We start from the raw sequence: 20,316 nt of genomic DNA, 5'->3' as shown, positions 1-20,316 counted from the left end.
AACAATTCTTTTCAAAAAATTAAAGCAGTACTTCTATCTACAATCACCGCAGATAGAAGTACTGCCTTTAAAATTCTATCGATGAATCCAAACTGCACCTGCAGAATTGTCTTCAGCTTGTCCTACTACTTCAAACTTTAATCCTAGTTTCGGTAGTTTACGTCCTGCATCTGGAATGATGCTGTTTATATACTGCTTAGAATCATCAAATTTCGCCACTCCTGGTAATCCTTTATAATCAAAGATACCGCGAGTTGGTGAATCAACTTTCCATGCTGGCGTTTGATCAAATGAGAACGCAGCATCTGCAATTTGGTAACGCGTACTGCTCTTCACAGTTGGTTGTCCGTTTAAAGTCCCTACGATTGCCTCTGGATGAGAATCTACTACGCCTAAGAATCCTTCACCCGGATGAACTCCTACCCAGTTATCTGTAAAGCTTTGATCTGCATACCATACAACCATTCCTGTATTAAATACTGGACCACGCGCATTTTTTAGCGCCATGTCAGAACCAGCATAATTTCTCCACTCTAAATAATAGTTATGTTTTTTCTGTTCAAATCCGTTAGACACAGTAAATCCTTTTAACGTCATTGCTGATTGTCCTTCTGCATCATCAGAAAATGCAACTTTACCATCTACAGTTAAGGTTGCATTGTCTAAAGCGAACCCTTTGTAAGCTACTGCAATGTCTGTTAAATATTCAAACTGTAGTTTTACTTTTTTCCCTTTGAATTGGCTTAAATCATATGACTTATCAACCCACTTACCATCTGTTGTATCCATACCGCCTTTTACATCTTTTTCACCAATTCGATCAATACGTGTCTTCGTTCCATCTTCTGTAACCGCATTTACTTCAAGGAAATCATACTTCGCTTCAAGTTCATAGAATGTCTTATAATCAAATTTTGCATTCGTTGCATTTGTTAAATCAAATACTGGTGTCTCAAGTGTTGTATGAATGTCATTTCCTTTTGTACTGTAATAAAACTTCTTGCCAAATGCAGCTTCGATATTTTTTATATCTTTGTCCGGCAAGTTAACGCGAACAATTCCTGGTCGTTTTGATTTTGTAACACTTTGGTCTAAATATGTTGCAGCACCGATTCCATTGCGAAGTTTATCATAATCTACCTCAACGATATTCGCCCAATTCCCACCCATATTTTTTTTGAAAAACTCTTTATTTTGCGGTGAAAAACTTGTTGGCTCTGTTCCTGCAATTTTTCCTGCCCAGCTACCGCCACTCATAAGAGACCATGATTCAACTGGTTCACCTTGCCCTGTGTACTTTGTATCATACTCATCTGGTAAACCTAAATCATGACCATATTCATGTGCGAACACACCAACAGCTCCGTCTTCAGGCTCGATTGTATAATCGTATGCAGCCATTTTTCCGCCCCAATTAGAAACAGGGGACTTTGTTCCATCAATTGCATATGGTTTTGATCCAAGTTTTGAACGATGAGACCAAATCGCATCATCTTTCAATTTACCGCCGCCAGCTTCTTGACCCACGCCAGCATGTACAACCATTAAATGATCAATAATGCCATCTGGCTCATTTTTATTTCCATCACCATTTTGATCGTATTGATCAAATTGATCATAGTCTGCTAAATTTATCCCTTTTGCTACCGCTGCTTTTAATGCTTCTTTCACAAGATCGCGTGGCCCTAAAGGACCCTTGTTATCATGACCAGTGCCCGCATCCGAACCATAATCTGAAGCTTTTCCTGGAACAGTAAGCCATTCCGTTACAGTCCCATCGACTGTGTAGCTACCACCAGATTGTTCTTCATAATATTGCTTAAATGTGTTAATTTTTGATCCATCAAATAGCGTAAATGGCTCATCACCAAATAGCATTTTTTGATAATGCTCACGATTAAAGTCTTTCGCATACATATATCCTGGCGCTTGATCAATATTATTATGTTTAAAATCGCTATACTCTACGAGTAAAACGAGTACTTTATCTTTCCGAACAGCTCCATTATACTCTTCTTGCTTCGCCGGTGTAGTAGGTACTTTCCCATTTAATTTCCTAGGATTCAAACCTGATTCTTGACCAGCTACCGGTCCTACTGTTGGCTGTTGTGCCTGTTCATTCTCCTTCATTTTTGCATCTTTTACTTTTTTCATAAAATCAGAAGCTTCTTGCGTAAGACTATCTTCTGTAATGATTTCTTTCCCAGGGTTTTCCCCTTTCTTTTTCTCAACATACTTTTCAACAGCCTTTGATGTCTCAGCTTGTGATGCAGATTTATCAATTACTCCACGTTGTTTTAGCGCTTCTGCCAAACGCTCCTCTGGTATTAAATGCTCGTCTATTGGTAGAGATGATGATGGCGCTTCTGCATATGCTGCATGACTTCCAAATGCAAAAGTACTACTTAACACTGCCACTGTTGCTAATACTGACAAGGGTTTTAATTTCATCTTCTTTTTCAATACATTTCCTCCCCTTTTTATAAACCATCGAATTATTTGTCGATATTTAAATAATATTATCGATATATAGAATTTTCAATATTTCTCAACATATATAATGTTGAGAAATATTTTCACGCAAAGGAGAATCCCCAATATACAAAATAAAAAAGGTTCTGCCTTAAGTGGCAGAACCTTTTTTAAATCATCTTCTTCATTATAAAAGTTATGATTAAAAACTTCTATTCATCGATAGATACGGCATTCTTTTCAAAAAAGGCTTGGACATACCCAATATAATTAAAGTTGGCACCTTGATTTCATTTGCATCCATAGCTAGGCGATGTTCTCTCATTTTGCTTAATTCAGCATAATGCTCTGTATCATCTCGTTTATGTTTTACCTCGTTTTCACAGAATTTAGCTCCAGGAAGCCCATGATGCCACTTTGAGATCTGGTCGACCATGGGATTTGCCAAAAATAGATAAAGAATAAATAAGGAGGCCTTTATATATGGCGGTATGTTTATTAATGACTAAAGAATTTGAAGCTGAAGAGATAGTTGTTTATCAATACTATCCTTCTGAATCACCAGATAAAGTAGGAAAAATGTATTATAATAAAAAAGAAAGAATGTTTTATGATTTAGAGCAAGCGCCAGTGAACTCAGAAGTAATGAGAAAACATTATTTTAATTGTGCATGTACTAGAATTGTGCGTTGTATTAAAAGGAAAGAAGACTTTCCTGATAGCATGGCATATGAAGCATAATGAAATGAACCAATATATAAGCCGGCTCCTTTAATAGGGACCGGCTTTTACTGAACTATATTATACTTATAACTTCCCTACCCTCTCTTCTAACATGCGCTACTCCCTCAACCCAATGACCTTATACTAGATGTTTTTGTTTATCCATTAAAAAATAAAGATAGAGGTGTTAGCATGGTTTTAGATTTACTTTCAAGTATAGAAAAAATAAAAAATAAAAGAGGAAAGTCAATAATACAGTCTGCCAGTGATGAATCAATTCAAAACATTAAAAATTGGATATCCAGCAATGTAAAAAAGAATGTATGGGTAAATGAATATGAAAACTTTTTAAAGATTGCTAATGGATTAGACTTTAACGGTTTAGTTATCTATAACGCTAATCCTACTGATGATAATAATGGATTTATCACCGCAAATGAAATATGGAGAGAAAATGAGTGGGATAGTAACTATTTGTTTTTTGGAGATTCAAGTATAGCTTGGTTTTGCTTTGATGTTGATAGTCATCTTTTTTTAGAATTAGATAAACCAAGTGGAGATATAATGGCGGAATATCATAGTTTTAATGAAATGATTGAACAAGCAATAAAGAATGTATTATAAATGCATAATTGAAACTTCTGAGTTAAGAGCATTAATCTTAATATGGTAAGCGGACAATCATCTCTGCTTTCCCATCAGAATGAAATTTTTTTAGCATAAAGGAGTACAATAATAATGAAATATAAATATAGTTTTGAAGTGCTTGATGATGAAATATTAATCATGAGGGTACCAAAGGAAATTAAACTTGTTGGAACCTTTTTATATGTTGAAGTTTCTGCATTTGGAGATTGGATTTTAGAAGAAATACATAGTGTTTTAAACGGGGAAAAAGATTATGGAGAAGTAAATGGCAACATCTGTGGTTTAGAGATTCGAAAAGATGTAACTATAGTCCTAGACAATTTAGCCGAAGATGGTAAAGGCGAATTTTGTGAGATAGAAACGGTTGAATTAGTACATTTGATGCATATTTGGCTAGATAAAAGAAAAGAGTTTAAGAAAGAAAAAAATAAAGGGTTGTAACAATTTAAACGGTTTCAATTTGTTCTTCTGTTATTCCGATGTAATGTAATTGATGGGTGACTATGATTTAATATCCGTTGCAACTTATGATGAAACTCTTCCTGCTATGTGGAATGTCTTATCAGACTCATTTATTAATGATGTAATAAATGGAGATGCTGAAAATCGTGTTAAATGAGGAAGCAAAAAGAAAGTAAAAAAAGATGAACCTTTACTTGAGAAATTTAAACATGGTGTCGAGGATATTTATGAGGGCTATAGTAAAATCATAACTGCTTATCCAATGTATTAAAGAATGTGAGGTATCAAACTATGAAATATAAATATAATATGTAAACGTAAAATCCTGCAAATTAGCCGGTACTTAAAGGCTGCGCTTTGGAAGGTAGCACATATTTGGATTTGGAAAATCGAAGGGAAATGTGTGCCATAACAAAGCAAAATGTCGACGTCACTCAAGTATAATTGTAAATAAAAACCAAATGGATAGATCCACCTTTATTGGGATGTTTCCTTTTTTGGTTTTGAACCACAGAAATGAATAATTTGAATTTTCAATCATCATTTATGCAACACTAGTGTCTTAAATTATATAATTAATAAAACAAACTACTTTGGCTCAAGATTAATATTTATTTTCAGTTATAAAGAGGGAAAAACAGATGCTGATATGTTCGACTTATACAATTGCTCTAATACCTTTTGGTTTTTACAATATACTCTTGCATAATTATATTTACTTACTAAATCAATTCTTCTTCTTATAAAAATTGTTTCTTCGGTATTGCACCACCACTCAAAGTATTTATCTGAAAATGATTCTCTCTTAATTTTATTCAAAGCTTTCGTTTTTTTAAACTCATCAATTTCACTCTTTTCAGCACCACGTGTTAGCCAATTTTGATGCTTATTAACAATATAATATTTAATTGCTTCATCGTCTAAAAATTCTTCTATATTGTCAGCACTAATGAAAAAATATCCCATGCCGAAATAATATATTTTCCCATCCTCATCAATACAAGGTCCAATATCTCCTGCATAATGATAATCCATACATTGAAAATAGTATTTTCCGTTTTCTTTTGTAAAAAATCTAAGTTCATATTTTGCTTCAAATTCATTGAAGTAAAACATATCCATTTGGAAACCTTCATAAAATCTTTTACCAATTTTATACCAAATGCCACCAAATGATACTTGAAAATCAATTACTTTATCAAAAATAGGTATTCCTTCATTGGCAAATACTCTTTTAATTTCATCTTTATCTTTAATTGTATCAACTTTCTTACCAGATAATATCATGTCATTTACTGTCTCAGATAGAATTTTTTTCTCCATACTTTTCATACCTTTCATATATTCATTTTAAGTAGATTCTTTTAGTGTATTTATTAGTTTTATCAATCATTCCGCTATACATCTACCATCTAGCCAAAAATCATATTCCATTAATTACTTGATGTCCGGTTACCATGACTCCACTACTATTTAAATAGTACCAGTTATAATCAAATTTACAAATGGTAGGTGGGGAATATTTGACGCTTACTATAATATAACAAAAAATGAAGGCCTAGATTCTTTAAAAATAGAATTGCCAAAAGAACTAGAAATTGTAGCAACATTTTTAGAAAATGATATACAAGGCATTCCAATTAATTGGTGGTTGCAACAAATTGATGAAGTATTAGATAACTTAAAAGAATATAATGAATTTAAAGGTACATTATGCGCAGTTCAAGTAAAAAAAGATGACTTCTCCGTCTGTATGAGCTGTACCACGATTCGGGATTTTGGTGTGCTTTTGCACTCATTCCTCATTTGGAAAAATAGTTACAGCATATCCATTATATACTTGGAGTAAATAAACAATATGTAATTATTTTTCAAGAAAATATTCTTTCATATAATCTTCAACGCTATTACTTTTTTCCATATCTTCTGATAACATCCTCCCTTCAAACTTCGTACCTCCTTTATAGGTCAATGTAATATGGAATTGTTTGTTATGTAGTTCTTCTTTAATCCAAGTGGCTAATCTGGTTAAATCCTCGATTAGATTTGGGTTGTTTTTATATTGCAACATACCATCATTAAAATCTAAGGTTACGTTATACTCTGGACAATCCCCATTTTTTGTATATGAACAAGTAATTTCTTTGAATATAAATCTTTCATTTTGAATTTCTTTTATTTTGTCATGAACTTGTGTTTCAATTAAATATGTCCAGTAATCTGGTGATGCGTTTTTCATTGCTAGTAGCAGTTCCTCTTTCGTTGGATTTTTTTGTATGTTTGTATAATAAAATCTAGTATACTCACCTGCATTGTCTTTTATATTAAGCTCTGTTATTTTTTTATTATTCCTTTGAATGAGTTGTAATAAAGCAAAGAAGCGATCTAATTCTGTCGATTCAAATTGACTATAATCGATTTTGTTACTAGTTTTTAAAGTTAGTAACAAATTATTGTTTAGTAGTTCTTCATTATGATCAGTTATATATTGAATAGTATTTTCCTCTTCAAGTTCCGAGAATCCTAACTTTTCGATTTCTTTCAGAATTGGTTTGAATTTTTCATATTCTTCATATGCATTTTTACCATTTTTATATTCATCACCTATTATTGTAGAATAAAATAAACCATCTACTTCCAATCGGAATTGAATGTGTTTATTATTTTTTACTTGAACAGTATGATATGTATGTCCCATATTCCCTGAATGTATTCCTCCCCAATCTGTTACAATAACATCAATTCCATATTTTTCTTTAAAATATGTTTTTACCTCTTTTTCATTTTCATGGTTACAACCACTCAAAAATAAGAAACATACAGCTAACAATATTACGTTTTTAATTATTTTCAATATAAACGCCTCTTTATTATGAAGTTTATCTTTATTAAATACTAAGATATAGCTACTATAGAGATGATTTCATTAATAAATAGATCCTCCTTTACCTTCAAGATGCACATTCAAATTATATCATAGTAAATTTGTTCCAGATTTTTTGTGTTATTTTTCTAACCCTCTTAGAATTCTTTAATCAAAAAGAATATCGAAACACTAGAACCAGTAATGATAAAAGAAAGTTACGATACTGATGGTTTAACCTCCTTAGAACATACAGCTGAAAAGTTAATAAGCTTGGGAGCAGAATTAAGATTTTATCAAAACGATCATATCGTTACATTAGAAATAATTCAAAATTTAATTGAAAGAAATAAAGGCATAGAAAAAGATATAGAAGAATTAGATGAGTTGATGTTCGGTGATGAGTCTATAGTGCCGAAGTAATTGGACATTGTCCCCTCCTTTTGCTCAAGGAATCATTTACTTGTGTGAAGAATTAATTCGTCAGAACGATGCTCTTCCGAATGCTGTTCAATCACAGGTGGCTTCGACAAAGGAAGAACGAATCAATCGAATTAAAGAACATATTCTTGATCGAGGAGTAGATAGATTTGACCCTAATTTGGGAATCGCAAGAGCTTGGCAACGTTTAGAAAAAGGTATTCATCATGAAAATGATATACAATTACTTAAACATGGATACTTTGAATCTCAATTTGAAAGAATTTTTAAAACTAATTATAAAACAGCACATCGTAAGACAGTTGATTCTAAACAGCCATGAGCGTCGTCTGAAGCTGAACCTATGATACCTTTTGACGAGCATTTAAAAATTCCTCTTAATAAAGTTTTTGATTAAGGAGTGTTTAGAACTATGGGAAGATATCCACTGATTGCAATAATGAAAGAGAATGAGGATAAAGAAAATGTAATTTACAGTTTTGGTCCAGATACTGAATCTTGTATGTTGAATCCAGATCTTTATAGTAGATGGAATTTTAAAGTTTTAAAGAATGAAACTAACCCTGATGAAGCATTTGTTTTACTAGATGATATGCCTAAGAAACATATTTCCTTGTTATATAAATGTATTCATAAAATATATGTTCACGTAAGAGAAAATGGTGGTATGGAAAATATGAATAATATAGATTTCCCGGAATACCTTGAGTTTATTGTGTAGTCTTTATAATCATTAGCCATTCTACCTAAGAATTATCGTAGACTCTTAAAATTACTCTCTACCTTTAATTGATTTACTTATACAAGTCGATCATGAATGCAACAGATTAAACTAATAAAGGCCGACTCCTATATTGATTGAGGCGGTCTTTTTACTACTTCACATATACATAGACTTCATTAACTGTTACATAGCATGTTTTGCTCTTACTGTTGTGCACTTTACATTGCAATAAACCATTTACCCTAATCTTCTCATCAATCATAAATCCTAATCCTACATCTACAGTACCGGCGACATCTCCCCCCCCCCTAAAATATGTTAAAATAAAGTGGAACTTCCATCAGTTCCGCCCCCTTATCTATTTCATATCACACTTCGTATCCCGCAATATACGCCCACTGTAAAGCCGCTTTAAATTGTGTTTCTAGTGCACTTGAAAATACATAGTAATGAGGTATATGTTATGAGAAACAGGCAATTAAATTTAAAAATAAGGGTGAAAAAGAATGGAATATAATGAAATAGAGTCTATATTATCAACTATTATAGAAAGAGAAATAGAAACATTGGATAGGCCAACAGATAAAGAATGGAAAGAATTAAGTGATCAGTTTAATTGCTCATTTAGTGATGAATTTAAGTATTTTATTGAATTAATGTCATTATGGGCATTTCCAGGTGATATTTATAATGTGTCAAAAGGTAAAACAAACGGAAATGATCCAATAGAAGAAATATATAATCACGAAATGAATAGTGGAAATTGGGATTCAAATATGATGCCATTCTATGGTATTGGGAATGGAGATTATTTTTGCTTACATATATTAGAATCAAAAGTTTATTATTACTATCACGATACAGGGAGATTCGAAGAATATTGTGATACCTTTAAAACATGGATAGAAGGTTTACCAAATTTTTTGACGTAAAATATAAATTGCGTAGATGATAAAGAATCACTCGTGTCCTTTGAAATAATCGAATTAAACTTTTTAACAATGAAATTCAAAAAAGTAAATGGATTAAGGTAACATCCTATATACAAAGCTTGACACTGAAGGTCGTGCAAAATAGAAAATTTATGCTTTTATAGAACTCGTTGATGATACAAAATTGGGGGGACTAAAATGAAGACTAACAATGATAGTAAACTGCAACCACCAAGTGATGAATTGATTCAATCATTTGAAAAGTATTGTGAAATAAAATTACCAGATGATTTTATAGATTTTTTGAAGACATATAATGGTTCTATTCCTATTACTAACGTTTTTACACATAAAAACCACGAATTTTTAATTGAACGTTTCTTATGTTTGCTAAGTAATCCAGAGGAAGATACTGAAAATGGTTGGTATGATATAGAGGTCGTATTATCCCAAATTGATACTCGTTTAACTGATGACGAAGATTTAACAGGAGTACACGTTATCCCATTCGCAGCTTTATTTGCAGGTGATTTCCTTTGCTTAGATTTTAGAGAAAAAGAAATACCATCTGTTGTGGTTTGGTATCATGAAGAATCAGAAGAGCTTAATCCTGAGACTAGTGAAGTCGCTAATAACTTTAGTAGTTTTTTAAGTATGTTAAAAGAGTAGCTTTTGAAAGGATTGCTTCTTAATGCATATACTAAAAAAATTAAATAAGATCTTCACATTAGAAACTCAAGAACCGCCAACAACTAAAGAGGCCCTTCAAGAATTACAAGTTTTTTCATCAATAGATGTACCACTTGATTATTTAGAGGTAATTCAACATAGTACAAATGCAGAAATTAATGTAAATAACGAAATATATATACGGATTTGGGGTCCAACTGACTGTATAGAGATAAATGAAGCACATAATGTCCAAAAGTATATACCGAATTCACTGGCAATTGGCGATGACGAGGGTGGAAAAGCATTATTATATGCGGATGGAAAAGAAGGATTTGGACTCTATATAGTGGATTTTGGAGATTTAGACATTGAGGAAGCGATTAAAATATCCCCTTCTTTAAAAACATTGTTAGTAGATGGTATAGGAGTAGAAGAACTATTGTCATAGTTCAGCTAGCATACACTTCTAATTAAATTTAGTTGTACCATTTAGAATAATAGCTAATATTCCCGCTTTAGAAAATATCCATAATGAATTAATTAATATAAAAGTAAAAGACCACTTAAATCATACTATCTTATCTTTATAGGAGGGACAAATTTGGCCATCGTTAAATTAATAATAGTAACTGATAAAAATACTAATACATACATCCCTTTGTTAAGAAAAGTCACTTCCCAGGCAATTAGTGAAATCAAAAAGAATATTGAAACAATGGAACCGGTAATGATCAAAGAAAGTTATGATACTGATGGGTTAACTTCTTTGGAACGTACTGCTAAAAAGTTAATAAGTATGGGAGCCGAATTACGATTTTATCAAAACGATCATATCGTTACATTAGAAATGATTCAAAATTTAATTGTAAGAAATAAAGGCATAGAAAAAGATATAGAAGAATTAGATGAGTTGATGTTTGGTGATGAGTCTACTGAATAGATGCTGTGGTCCATTCAAATCTCTAAAAACTCTAAATGTAGCCAAGTATAAAATCTATATAAATACAAATTAAAAAACCGACATAAAACCCTTCTTTTTAGGTGGGAGAGAGCATCCGGCCATGCATAGAAGCGGTCAGATCCTTTTCCTGCCCCAGACACAGTGAAAACAAAGAGAGAAAACGAGTGCAGGTCACCTTTTGTTATCCACAGCCGCGGCTTATATGTCGAAAAATCAAAATGGATTTATATATACTGCGATCTATACGATTCGGCTTTTTTATGAACCATACTAGCATATCCCCCCTCCCTATTAACCTGCGCCCTCTTATCCCCTAGATAAAAGTAGAATAAAATGGATAATAAGTATTTCATTAAAGCCGAACTACTAAAGGAGTATATAAAATACATGAGTAAGCAGGTGCCTATATGAAACTATACTTTAAAGATATTGCATTAGGTGAAATTTCGGAAGTGTACACAGACTACCCATGGATGTACGGGAGTATCCACTTAAATGAGAATAGTAAGCCATTTTACGAATATTTTCGTGGGATGATTGATGAAGACAATGCATTTGATTTTGAAAGTGCAGATCCAGAATTTTTAGATGATAGGAATTGGTCTGTTTTCGATGAAAGTGAAGGGAAATACTTAGGAATCGATATACCAGCCGTTTATATTGAAGATACAACGGTCGCATGGCGTTGGAGATAAACTTCCTATTTTTGCATTTGATAGATTTTTATTGTTGGAGGGATAAAATTTGGCTATCTATTCTGTCGTACTTGAATCTGATGTTAAAGGAAGTTTGTTGATGAAAATAAAAAAGTATACAAATTTATCATTAGCTGAAATTCAAACTAATATTAAACATAAGTCTCCAATACTAATCGTTAACCGCCGGAATAAAGAAGAAATGAAAAATATGAAAGAGTTAATTGAAGATTTATCTTCAATTAAATTGTTGTTTAAGATTTTCAAACAAACTTATGAAGATATTAGAGAAATAACTTTTACAAGATTTATGAATGGGATTGAATTATCACGTCAAATTGCAGCGGATATAGAACGATTTGATGCATTATTAGTGGAAGAAGATGATAATATCTAGGAGGCTTTATCCAATGATAGATTTATCTAACATTCCTGGTTTCATCAAAAATAAACCAGGAAATGATATTGAAATTCAAGAATTAGAAGACTTGATGAAAATAAAATTCCCCCATGTATATAAAGATTTATTAACATACACCAATGGCTTTTCAATCAATGGAGGGGTAACAATTTATGGTACAGATGAAATTGTAGAACGAAATAAGACTTTGGAAGTAAATGAGTATGCGAATGGATATGTTGCGATTGGTGATGATGGTAGCGGTAATGTTTTCTTAATGTTACAAAGTACGGATAGCAAAGAAGTTCTGCTTGTTGATTCGGGAGATATGAATCCAAATCACGCTACGATCATCACCTTAGATTTTAGTGAGTGGATAAATTTTGGGTGTTTCAATATAACAACTAATAGAATTCCTGACATTTGCAATATAGTGCTAGTAGAAACTCCCAATGGAGGATTAAAAGACTTAGTAAAAATAAAAAGTGTATTAGGAACTGATATGCCAGCAGCAGATTTATTAAAGGGTTCAAAAAATCTTCCTTTTACAGTAGTAAAGAATTTTCCGTATGGTAAGGCGAAAAAATTAATCCAAAAATTAAAACCATTTGGTGTCGTGCTAAATCTAATACCCATTGATGAACATTAAGTCTTAGTTAAAAATAAAGCGGAGGTTGTAAAAACTATGTTTGATTTTTTGAAAAAGTACATTGTAGCAGACAGAAGTGTCCGTTCTAACCAAACACCTATTTTCTATCCTATATATGAAGAAGAGATAAATGAAGCAGAAAGCCTATTACAAATGGAACTCCCAAAAGAATTGAAACGCTTTTATCAAGAAATAGGGTGTGGTTTTTTAAAATCTGATAAAAGAACATTTTTCAACAGATTTATGGACCCGATCTCGGTTGCGGATTTTCGTTTAAGACAAGATGTTTATGAATATAATCCAAACTTAGATGGTATAGATGATGAAGAATCATTCGTATTTTTTGAAGTAACGGAATTGAGTTTTTTAACAATTAAATTTAAAGAGGAAAATGCATTAGGTCAATGTCCTATATATTATGGTGAAACAAAGATAGCAGATTCTTTAGAAGAATTTTTAATCAAAATGGTTGAACAGCCTGACTATTATATGGAGTAGATGAATCCGTTCCGATTTAGAACATGATATAAAACTAACTAGAAATGGATACTTTCAATCTTGATTTGAAGGGAATTATACAACGAATGAAGCCTTCAATTCCCTCTTACCAAAGAAGTAAGGAGTGTTTAAAACAATGGGCAGATATCCACCAATCATAATAACAAAAGAGAATGAAGATAAAGAAAGTGTAATTTACAATTTTGGTCCAGATACTGAATCTTGTATGTTATATCCAGATCTTTATAGTAGATGGAATTTTAAAGTTTTAAAAAATAAAATGATCCCTGATGAAGCATTTGTTTTACTAGATGATATGCCGAAAGAACATATTTCCTTATTTTATAAATGTATTTACAAAATATATGTTCATATAAGAGAAAATGGTGGTATGGAAAATATGAATCATATAGATTTCCCAGAATACATCGCTTTTATTATATAAACTTAATAAAGTAAAACTTTGATCAGCGGGGTGTTTTTTATGTGGAGAAATCTGATTGTAGAAATTGAAAAAATAGAAAAAAGCTTTAATAGTAAACTAAATACACCAGCAACAGATACTGAAGTTCAGAGATTGAGAGAACATGTGAAAGAGAGTTTTCATGTTGACTTACCGAGTGAATATGAAGAGTTTCTTAAAACTGTAAATGGTTTAGATTTTAACGGGCTAGTTATTTATGGAGTTGACCCTTCTTTACTAAACACAGAAAGAGATGAACTAATTTGTGGACTTATAGACACGAATGAGATTTGGTATGAAAATGAGTGGCAAAAGATATATCTATTTCTTGGGGATTCAGATATAGCATGGTTTTGTAAAAACTTATCTGACGGTACATATGTGGAACTTGATAAACCATCTGGTACAGTAATGGAAATATATAATGATTTCAATACGATGATTGAGGCGGCATTACAAGATCATCTTCTTTAGTATGGTGCATTAAAATGAACAATATTACATGGTTTAATGTAAGAAAAAAGAAAATTACAGATGAACAAATTCAGCAAGTAGAACAGTATTTGGGTGTAAAGTTCCCTAATGATTTTATTGATTGTGTGAAAGAGTATGACGGAGGATATCCACATCCAAAAGTATTTGATATACAGGGGCAAGATGGAAGTGTATTCAGTTACCTATTAACTTTGGATTCAGAAAGTAAGTACTCCATTCTTCGGGCATATGAAGGCATAAAAGATAGATTAGTAGATAAGGTATATCCGTTTGCCACAGACCCGTACGGAAACTTTTTATGCTTTGATTATCGAAATAATCCTGAAGTCCCAACCGTTGTATTTTGGGAACACGAAGAAGAAGATATGAAAAAAGCAATTTATCCTGTTTGTTCGTCATTTCAGGAATTACTTGATAGCTTACGCGATTTTGAAGACGAAGATGAAGAATAATTAATAAAGATATTTGGTCGAATACAATACTCTATAACAAAAGAGACCTCACATTTGGGGCCTCTTTTGTTTATTTTAATTACAATATTTTTTTAAAATAACAAAGGCAAGTGATCTCAGCTATACACTAAAATCACTTGCCTTATAAGGGTTTATTTAGTTATGAAACGTCGGCTTATAAAACGAACGATTATCAAGCGCAAAGACACGCTCTGTATATTCACCTGGTTTCGTACGTCCAAGCGCACGGTCCATCATGTTCATCTTCGCATCTAAGTTATCAATGTAATGTAGAATCTCTGCTTCTCTCACTAACGGTGGTTTCGGACTACCCCACTCTGCTTTTCCGTGATGAGAAAGCACGATATGCTGAAGAATTAATACTTCTTCGCCTTCAATTTGCAACTCTTCCGCCGCTTTTCCAATTTCGTTCACCATAATAGAAATGTGGCCAAGCAAATTTCCTTCTAGCGTATACGTTGTTGAAATTGGACCAGATAATTCAAAGACTTTACCAAGGTCATGTAAAATAACACCCGCATATAATAGATCTTTATCTAGAGATGGATATAATGTCGCAATTCCTTTTGCTAAATCAAGCATCGATACAACATGGTACGCTAGTCCTGATACGAACTCATGGTGATTTTTCGTTGCTGCTGGATATTCTAAAAATTCATTTTGATGTTTATTCAATAAGTGTCTCGTTAAACGTTGAATGTTTGGATTTCTCATTTCAAATATGTACTGCGTAATCTTTTCCACCATATCTTCTTTTTTCACTGGCGCTTTTTCTACAAAGTCTGAGATATCTGTCACTTCATTTGCATTTGCAACGCGGATTTGCTTCACGCGCAATTGAATGCGTCCTTTATAATTTTGAACATCTCCAGCTACTTTCACGATTGTTTCAGCTACATATTGCTGCTCCACTTCAGGTGATACATCCCATAGCTTTGCTTCAATATCACCGCTTTGGTCTTGTAAAATAACTGTTAAAAACGGCTTTCCATTACTTGCGATTCCTTTTGTTGCTGTCTTAATTAACAAAAAGATATCGACTTGTTCACCAACTTCATATTCTGCAATTTTCTTTTTCATTCTGATTCCTCCACCAACTTAAGTACTTTTAGTATAGCATATTACATGGCATTTTCTTTACGTTCACGTGTTAATTTCATAATCTGTTTTTCCTTAAAGAATGATAATAGATGAGCATGACATGTAAAGAAAATCACTTGCCTATCTTTCGCAATTTCTTTCACAAGCTCTATCGTTCTTTCCGTCCGCAGTGCATCAAAATGTACAAAGCTATCATCGATAACAAATGGATACGAGTGTTCAAATGTTTGGGCTAGCGCAAAACGGAGTGACAAGTACAACTGTTCCGCTGTCGCTTGACTCAGTTCATGACTGTAAAAACGAGTGCCATCGCTGCGTTCCACTATAAATGGCTCTTCTTCTGACGGCGAAAAGATCTTTATATACTGTCCACCTGTTAAGTATACAAAATACTCCTCCGCCTTTTGCAAAATGCGTGGCAGCTGTACTTCATGATAATATTGCTTCGTTTTTGTTAACACTGTTTTCGCCGCTGCATACGCGGCCCACTTTTTCACTTGCTCACGTACATGTGACTTTTTCATTTCCCATTCATGCAGTAAATCACCGTACGTACTGCCTTCTTCTAAGTTAGCAATTTCTACGCGGTACTCCGCAATACGGTGCGTTATTTCCTTCTCCTGTAACATGAGCTTTTCAATAAGTAGCGCTTCTTGCCGGAGTTGTTCCTCATATCCTTGGGCCCCGTAATGCTCCCTCAGCGATAAACTTGTTAGGCGCTGCTCTAACATATCAATTTGCGGCAGCAATCGCTGCACTTGTCTCTCTGCGTCTTCCCTTTTCTCTGCTTGCTTACCCGCTTCAAAAAACATTTCTTCATCAGCAGCTCCTGCCATATTCCATAGTTGCTCTCTTTCTGCTACTAGTTGCTGCACTTGCTGCTGTAATAATCCGTATTCTTCCTGCCAATCGGTCAGCTTTTGCAGAAGTTGCTGACGCGTTTGCTGTTTTTCTTTTTCCTTTTGGATACGGTCGCTTATCATATGAAGATTGCTAGAAGACGTATCTTCCATAACGTCTTCTAGTTTATGTTCAAACTGCGAAATCATTTCTTGTAATAATTCTTTTCGCTCCGTTTGTTTTCCTAACTCACGGTATAACTGCTGCATTTTTTCAAGTCGTTCAAATGCTGGCAATAGATGTGCATGTGTGTAAAAGTGTGGAAACATATAACGTTCTTTATACACGCCGGCTTGCTCCCCCACATGAAACGTATCCCGTTCCCATTCTTCGTATGCAGAAACAGCTTTATCGTATGTCCGTTCTATTTGTTGTAACTTATAAGATTCTCGCTCAAATAACTTACGGATTTCTTCATCTTTTTCTAATTGATAACGGATTGAAAGTGCCTCTTCATTTTGGCTTCCTCCCGTACTCCGCTGCAGTTCAAGCAACTCCTCTTGCAAACCGTCAGAAGCAGTGTCTTTATATAAAATAAGTACAAGCACAATTGCTACAAAAAATAGAACACTTGTAAATAACAACGTGCGGTTATTAAGAAATAAGCTTGTCAGTAAAACACCTGTATTCATCAGCAATAAAAGAAAGCAGATCATCTGCCAACGTTTCTTTTTCTGCTGCACTTCTTTCATCCGATCTTCATATTTACGTTTCACACGTTCAGCATCGGCTCCTGCAAACATTGCTCCTTGAAACGATTTCTCTTTTTCTACATATGTCTGCCGCTCTTCATCAGACAACATTTGCTGACGAATTTGCTTCACGTTATCTTCCTGCTCTTCTAACTGCTCTTGTACAGCCTTAAAGCGTTCATCTAACTGTTGCTTTCGCCCATCTAGTTCTCTCGCCTTTTGCACCGTTTGTGTCACTAGCTCTTTTGCCGCAAGACTTGTATCGAACGAAAGGACTGATTCTCGCTCAAGTGTCGTACCAATTTGCTGCTCAAGCTCTTCTATCTCATCTTTTATATGTCCAAGGCGCCCTGTGAAATCACGTATTTCTTGGCGTGCATTTTCGTATGACATATACTGCATGCGCAAATCTTCTACATAGCTTTCTTTTTGAAGAAGTTCTTCTTGTATTTGGATTGTATTTACTTCCGATTGCACCATTTCCATTCTTTTCGTCAATGCATCTACTTGCACTTGAAGTGGTTCAAGCTTTGCCTTTATCGTTTCATAACGTACCGTACCGCGAACAGGGAATGGCTGCGCCTGCTCTTCTAGCAATTTTTCATATGCACGCTGTTCAATAACAAGTGGCTGCAGTGCTGCTAACACTTCGTAGTCTTGCTTCCGCTTTCCTGCCATTTCTTTTTCATTACAAATCGAAACGAGGCGCTGTTCACACTCTTTTTGTTGCTGCGTCAGCTTTTCATACGTATCAATTTTCCCTTGCCACTCTGTAAGCTTCTCCTGGATTTTCTTTACTTCTTGAAGCGACGCATTAATTTCTGGCTTACGACCATTCGGTTTAAAGCGCTGCTCCATTTCTTTTTCTAACTTTTTATCTAGCTGCAGTAGCGCATCGCTTCCAACTGCACTTGCTGAAAATAAATAATTCCCGATTTCTGCTTCGCCTACATGATGAATATTTTGTAAACCATGCATATCAAATGAAAAAACAGAATCAAACAGTCCTTCGTTCATTCCACTTAACAGCCCACGCAGCACTTCTTCGCCGCCTGTTTTTCCATCTTCAAAATAAACCGTCACTTCACCAGCAGCGTTTTTTGGAAGACGCTCAATTTTCAAACGCCCATGCTGCTCTGTTATCACGGTCATCGCACCGCCATACTTCCCGCCTTCTTTCGGCTCATAGCGCCGCTGTCCTCTTGTCGGAAAACCAAACAATATACTCTTCATAAACGAGCGAATCGTTGATTTTCCCGCTTCATTTTCTCCGTACAACACCGTCAGCAATGAAAGGTCGATTTCCACATTTTCTAATTTCCCATAACCGTAAATATGGAGTTTTTCAATCTTCATTTTTTGCCCCTTTCTTGCTCAAATAATTGCTCTAATATAATATTCTCTGCTTCTTTTTGAATCTCTGCTTTTTCCTCTTCTGAAAAAGATTCAATGACATTACGAGCAACAGGGGATGTCCAAATTGTTCGCAGCACCGCATCCATATTCGAAAAAGATTCTAGCTCTTGCAGCACACTGCCAACAAAATGATTTTCCTCTTTTAACCGCTCAATGTCCGCGAACGAAATCGTCTCATTTCTCCACTTGATTACGTACACAAAATCTCTTCGTTCTTCTCCCGCTGCTAAAATATGAAAAATCTCTTCCACTCGCTTCTCATCTCGTAAATAGGAAGAAAGTGGTCCTTGTCCTGTAAACACAACTGTCAACAGCGTTCCTTCCTCTTCTTTACGCCATTCATTGATTGCTTCCGTACAAGCCTCCATCAAGTTGTCCACCGTTTGCAGTTCATCGATTACAATCTGGGTTTCTTCCCAAATCACATCCGCCGCACTGAAAAACGAACACGTCGTTTCTTGCTCTGTTAACGTGACTACATATGCTCCTTTTTCTCCTGTTTCCTTCCGGTGGCGTCCTTGTATATTACCTGGGTAAATCATATACGGTTCCTCGGATAAAATCTCTCGCTTATGTATATGGCCGAGGGCCCAGTAATGAAATTGTTTTGCTTTTAACTCCCTGATCTGAAACGGTGCATAACGATTATGCTCCGCATCTCCTTCGACACTTCCGTGCAGCATTCCAATATGAAAAGGAGCATCACTCATTTTGTTATACTGATCCGTCATATTATCCGTTACAACTTGCTGCAAGTAACTAAATCCATAAATGGATGCAAGCAGTTCACCATCTTTATAAAATGACTTTTCCTCTACGTACGGCTCTGTAAACACATGAACATTCTCTGGAAACTCAATTGCCGCCCAGCTTCCGCCTAAATGATCATGGTTTCCATGAATGATAAAAACAGGAATGTTATACTGCGAAAGCCGCTTCATTTGCTCTCTTACAAATACTTGCGCCCGCAAGCTTCTCGTTTCGGCATCATATAAATCCCCTGCCAGTAATACAAAATCAATGCGTTCTTGAATCGCTTTATCTACAATACGCTCAAACGACTGAAACGTACTTTGCTTCATTCTTTCCCAAACCCTAGTTGGTACATTCATTTCCAACCCTTTAAATGGACTATCTAAATGCAAATCGGCTGCATGTATAAACTTTACTTGTTTCACAAATAAACAATCCTTTCTATATAAATACAAATTAAAAAAACCGACATAAAACCCTTCTTTTTAGGTGGGAGAGAGCATCCAGCCATGCATAGAAGCGGTCAGATCCTTTTCCTGCCCAGACACAGTGAAAACAAAGAGAGAAAACGAGTGCAGATCACCTTTTGTTATCCATAGCCGCGGCTTATATGTCGAAAAATCAAAATGGATATATATCCTTACTCTAATGCAAACAAACTAGCTTACTCCCTATATAAGTTTCACTTTCCCCCACTATTCTCGGGCAGTAAAATCCTCACCCCAAGATGCAAAGCAGTGCAAAAAATAGATGTGGGATAACTGCCCGTAAAAGCCCGATTGGTGAAAGCTAATCATCAGTGGGACTCCCCACTGATGAAAGTTTCCCTCTATTTTAACACGTTATGTCACATATTTCTTTTGCATAATCTATCGTTTTATGC

25 protein-coding genes are annotated in these 20,316 nt (G+C 34.4%); 18 read left to right on the top strand and 7 right to left on the bottom strand.

All coding sequences use genetic code 11. The features are described from left to right. Nucleotides 1-75: 75 nt before the first annotated feature. Nucleotides 76-2,463, bottom strand: coding sequence for an immune inhibitor A domain-containing protein (locus QUF99_RS08625; protein ID WP_289369495.1), 2,388 nt, complete (start codon nt 2,461-2,463; stop codon nt 76-78). 492 nt (nt 2,464-2,955) lie between these two features. Here QUF99_RS08625 and QUF99_RS08615 point away from each other — a divergent pair, with 492 nt between their 5' ends. The 3 genes from QUF99_RS08615 (at nt 2,956) to QUF99_RS08605 (ending at nt 4,284) form a co-directional block, all read left to right on the top strand. Next, nucleotides 2,956-3,213, top strand: coding sequence for a hypothetical protein (locus tag QUF99_RS08615; RefSeq protein WP_289369494.1), 258 nt, complete (start codon nt 2,956-2,958; stop codon nt 3,211-3,213). A gap of 174 nt (nt 3,214-3,387) precedes the next feature. Beyond that, nucleotides 3,388-3,819, top strand: coding sequence for a YrhA family protein (locus QUF99_RS08610; protein ID WP_289369492.1), 432 nt, complete (start codon nt 3,388-3,390; stop codon nt 3,817-3,819). A 114-nt stretch (nt 3,820-3,933) separates the two neighbouring features. Further along, nucleotides 3,934-4,284, top strand: coding sequence for a hypothetical protein (locus tag QUF99_RS08605; RefSeq protein ID WP_289369491.1), 351 nt, complete (start codon nt 3,934-3,936; stop codon nt 4,282-4,284). Nucleotides 4,285-4,926: 642 nt separating this feature from the next. Here the strand turns inward: QUF99_RS08605 and QUF99_RS08600 are convergent. Both QUF99_RS08600 and QUF99_RS28500 read right to left on the bottom strand, forming a co-directional pair. Next, a complete protein-coding gene (locus QUF99_RS08600; protein ID WP_289369489.1) occupies nt 4,927-5,628 on the bottom strand; it encodes a hypothetical protein in 702 nt (233 codons plus the stop codon). Between the two features lie 100 nt (nt 5,629-5,728). Beyond that, on the bottom strand, nt 5,729-5,812 hold the full coding sequence (locus QUF99_RS28500) for a hypothetical protein (protein ID WP_353958420.1): 84 nt from the start codon (nt 5,810-5,812) through the stop codon (nt 5,729-5,731). A gap of 33 nt (nt 5,813-5,845) precedes the next feature. Here QUF99_RS28500 and QUF99_RS08595 point away from each other — a divergent pair, with 33 nt between their 5' ends. Further along, a complete protein-coding gene (locus tag QUF99_RS08595; protein WP_353958419.1) occupies nt 5,846-6,154 on the top strand; it encodes a hypothetical protein in 309 nt (102 codons plus the stop codon). 15 nt (nt 6,155-6,169) lie between these two features. Here the strand turns inward: QUF99_RS08595 and QUF99_RS08590 are convergent, their stop codons facing one another. Beyond that, nucleotides 6,170-7,159 carry a hypothetical protein gene (locus QUF99_RS08590; RefSeq protein ID WP_289369486.1) on the bottom strand — a complete coding sequence of 330 codons (990 nt, stop codon included), beginning with the start codon at nt 7,157-7,159 and terminating at the stop codon, nt 6,170-6,172. A 213-nt stretch (nt 7,160-7,372) separates the two neighbouring features. Between QUF99_RS08590 and QUF99_RS08585 the strand changes: the two genes are divergently transcribed. The 14 genes from QUF99_RS08585 to QUF99_RS08515 all read left to right on the top strand — a co-directional run bounded on the left by QUF99_RS08585 (nt 7,373) and on the right by QUF99_RS08515 (nt 14,550). Then, complete coding sequence (locus tag QUF99_RS08585) at nt 7,373-7,591, top strand: hypothetical protein (RefSeq protein WP_289369484.1); 219 nt, start codon at nt 7,373-7,375, stop codon at nt 7,589-7,591. A 40-nt stretch (nt 7,592-7,631) separates the two neighbouring features. Beyond that, nucleotides 7,632-7,931, top strand: a complete 300-nt coding sequence (locus QUF99_RS08580; protein WP_289374788.1) for a hypothetical protein — start codon at nt 7,632-7,634, stop codon at nt 7,929-7,931. Nucleotides 7,932-8,021: 90 nt separating this feature from the next. Then, on the top strand, nt 8,022-8,330 hold the full coding sequence (locus QUF99_RS08575) for a hypothetical protein (protein WP_289369483.1): 309 nt from the start codon (nt 8,022-8,024) through the stop codon (nt 8,328-8,330). Nucleotides 8,331-8,839: 509 nt separating this feature from the next. After that, nucleotides 8,840-9,265 (top strand): SMI1/KNR4 family protein, encoded by a 426-nt coding sequence (locus QUF99_RS08570; protein ID WP_289369482.1) that lies wholly within the window; start codon nt 8,840-8,842, stop codon nt 9,263-9,265. A 198-nt stretch (nt 9,266-9,463) separates the two neighbouring features. Then, nucleotides 9,464-9,934 carry an SMI1/KNR4 family protein gene (locus QUF99_RS08560; protein WP_289369481.1) on the top strand — a complete coding sequence of 157 codons (471 nt, stop codon included), beginning with the start codon at nt 9,464-9,466 and terminating at the stop codon, nt 9,932-9,934. A 22-nt stretch (nt 9,935-9,956) separates the two neighbouring features. After that, a complete protein-coding gene (locus tag QUF99_RS08555; protein ID WP_289369479.1) occupies nt 9,957-10,385 on the top strand; it encodes an SMI1/KNR4 family protein in 429 nt (142 codons plus the stop codon). Between the two features lie 153 nt (nt 10,386-10,538). Continuing rightward, entirely contained in the window at nt 10,539-10,877 is a 339-nt protein-coding gene (locus QUF99_RS08550) for a hypothetical protein (RefSeq protein ID WP_289369478.1), read from the top strand. Nucleotides 10,878-11,305: 428 nt separating this feature from the next. Continuing rightward, complete coding sequence (locus tag QUF99_RS08545; protein ID WP_289369477.1) at nt 11,306-11,593, top strand: hypothetical protein; 288 nt, start codon at nt 11,306-11,308, stop codon at nt 11,591-11,593. Nucleotides 11,594-11,642: 49 nt separating this feature from the next. Further along, on the top strand, nt 11,643-11,990 hold the full coding sequence (locus QUF99_RS08540) for a hypothetical protein (protein ID WP_289369475.1): 348 nt from the start codon (nt 11,643-11,645) through the stop codon (nt 11,988-11,990). Between the two features lie 13 nt (nt 11,991-12,003). Beyond that, entirely contained in the window at nt 12,004-12,642 is a 639-nt protein-coding gene (locus tag QUF99_RS08535; protein ID WP_289369473.1) for an SMI1/KNR4 family protein, read from the top strand. Between the two features lie 36 nt (nt 12,643-12,678). Then, nucleotides 12,679-13,140: an SMI1/KNR4 family protein gene (locus tag QUF99_RS08530; protein ID WP_289369472.1), complete on the top strand. Its 462-nt coding sequence runs from the start codon at nt 12,679-12,681 to the stop codon at nt 13,138-13,140. A gap of 136 nt (nt 13,141-13,276) precedes the next feature. Continuing rightward, the gene (locus tag QUF99_RS08525) at nt 13,277-13,585 is read left to right on the top strand and encodes a hypothetical protein (RefSeq protein ID WP_289369471.1); all 309 of its coding nucleotides are present in this window, start codon (nt 13,277-13,279) and stop codon (nt 13,583-13,585) included. Between the two features lie 39 nt (nt 13,586-13,624). Then, nucleotides 13,625-14,077, top strand: coding sequence for a YrhA family protein (locus tag QUF99_RS08520; RefSeq protein WP_289369470.1), 453 nt, complete (start codon nt 13,625-13,627; stop codon nt 14,075-14,077). Nucleotides 14,078-14,091: 14 nt separating this feature from the next. After that, nucleotides 14,092-14,550: an SMI1/KNR4 family protein gene (locus tag QUF99_RS08515; protein ID WP_289369469.1), complete on the top strand. Its 459-nt coding sequence runs from the start codon at nt 14,092-14,094 to the stop codon at nt 14,548-14,550. A gap of 156 nt (nt 14,551-14,706) precedes the next feature. Here QUF99_RS08515 and yhaM read toward each other — a convergent pair whose 3' ends face one another. Genes yhaM through QUF99_RS08500 form a run of 3 tightly spaced genes read right to left on the bottom strand, consistent with a single transcriptional unit; the run spans nt 14,707 to nt 19,858 of the window. Beyond that, complete coding sequence (gene yhaM / locus QUF99_RS08510) at nt 14,707-15,651, bottom strand: 3'-5' exoribonuclease YhaM (RefSeq protein ID WP_289369468.1); 945 nt, start codon at nt 15,649-15,651, stop codon at nt 14,707-14,709. A gap of 41 nt (nt 15,652-15,692) precedes the next feature. Continuing rightward, entirely contained in the window at nt 15,693-18,620 is a 2,928-nt protein-coding gene (locus tag QUF99_RS08505; RefSeq protein ID WP_289369467.1) for an ATP-binding protein, read from the bottom strand. Beyond that, entirely contained in the window at nt 18,617-19,858 is a 1,242-nt protein-coding gene (locus QUF99_RS08500) for a metallophosphoesterase family protein (protein ID WP_289369466.1), read from the bottom strand. The genes QUF99_RS08505 and QUF99_RS08500 overlap by 4 nt, the downstream gene beginning before the upstream one ends. Nucleotides 19,859-20,316: the final 458 nt, after the last annotated feature.

The sequence above is a fragment of the Bacillus sp. DX4.1 genome, from assembly GCF_030348195.1.
Classification (GTDB): domain Bacteria; phylum Bacillota; class Bacilli; order Bacillales; family Bacillaceae_G; genus Bacillus_A.
This window is presented reverse-complemented; position numbering and strand designations above follow the sequence as displayed.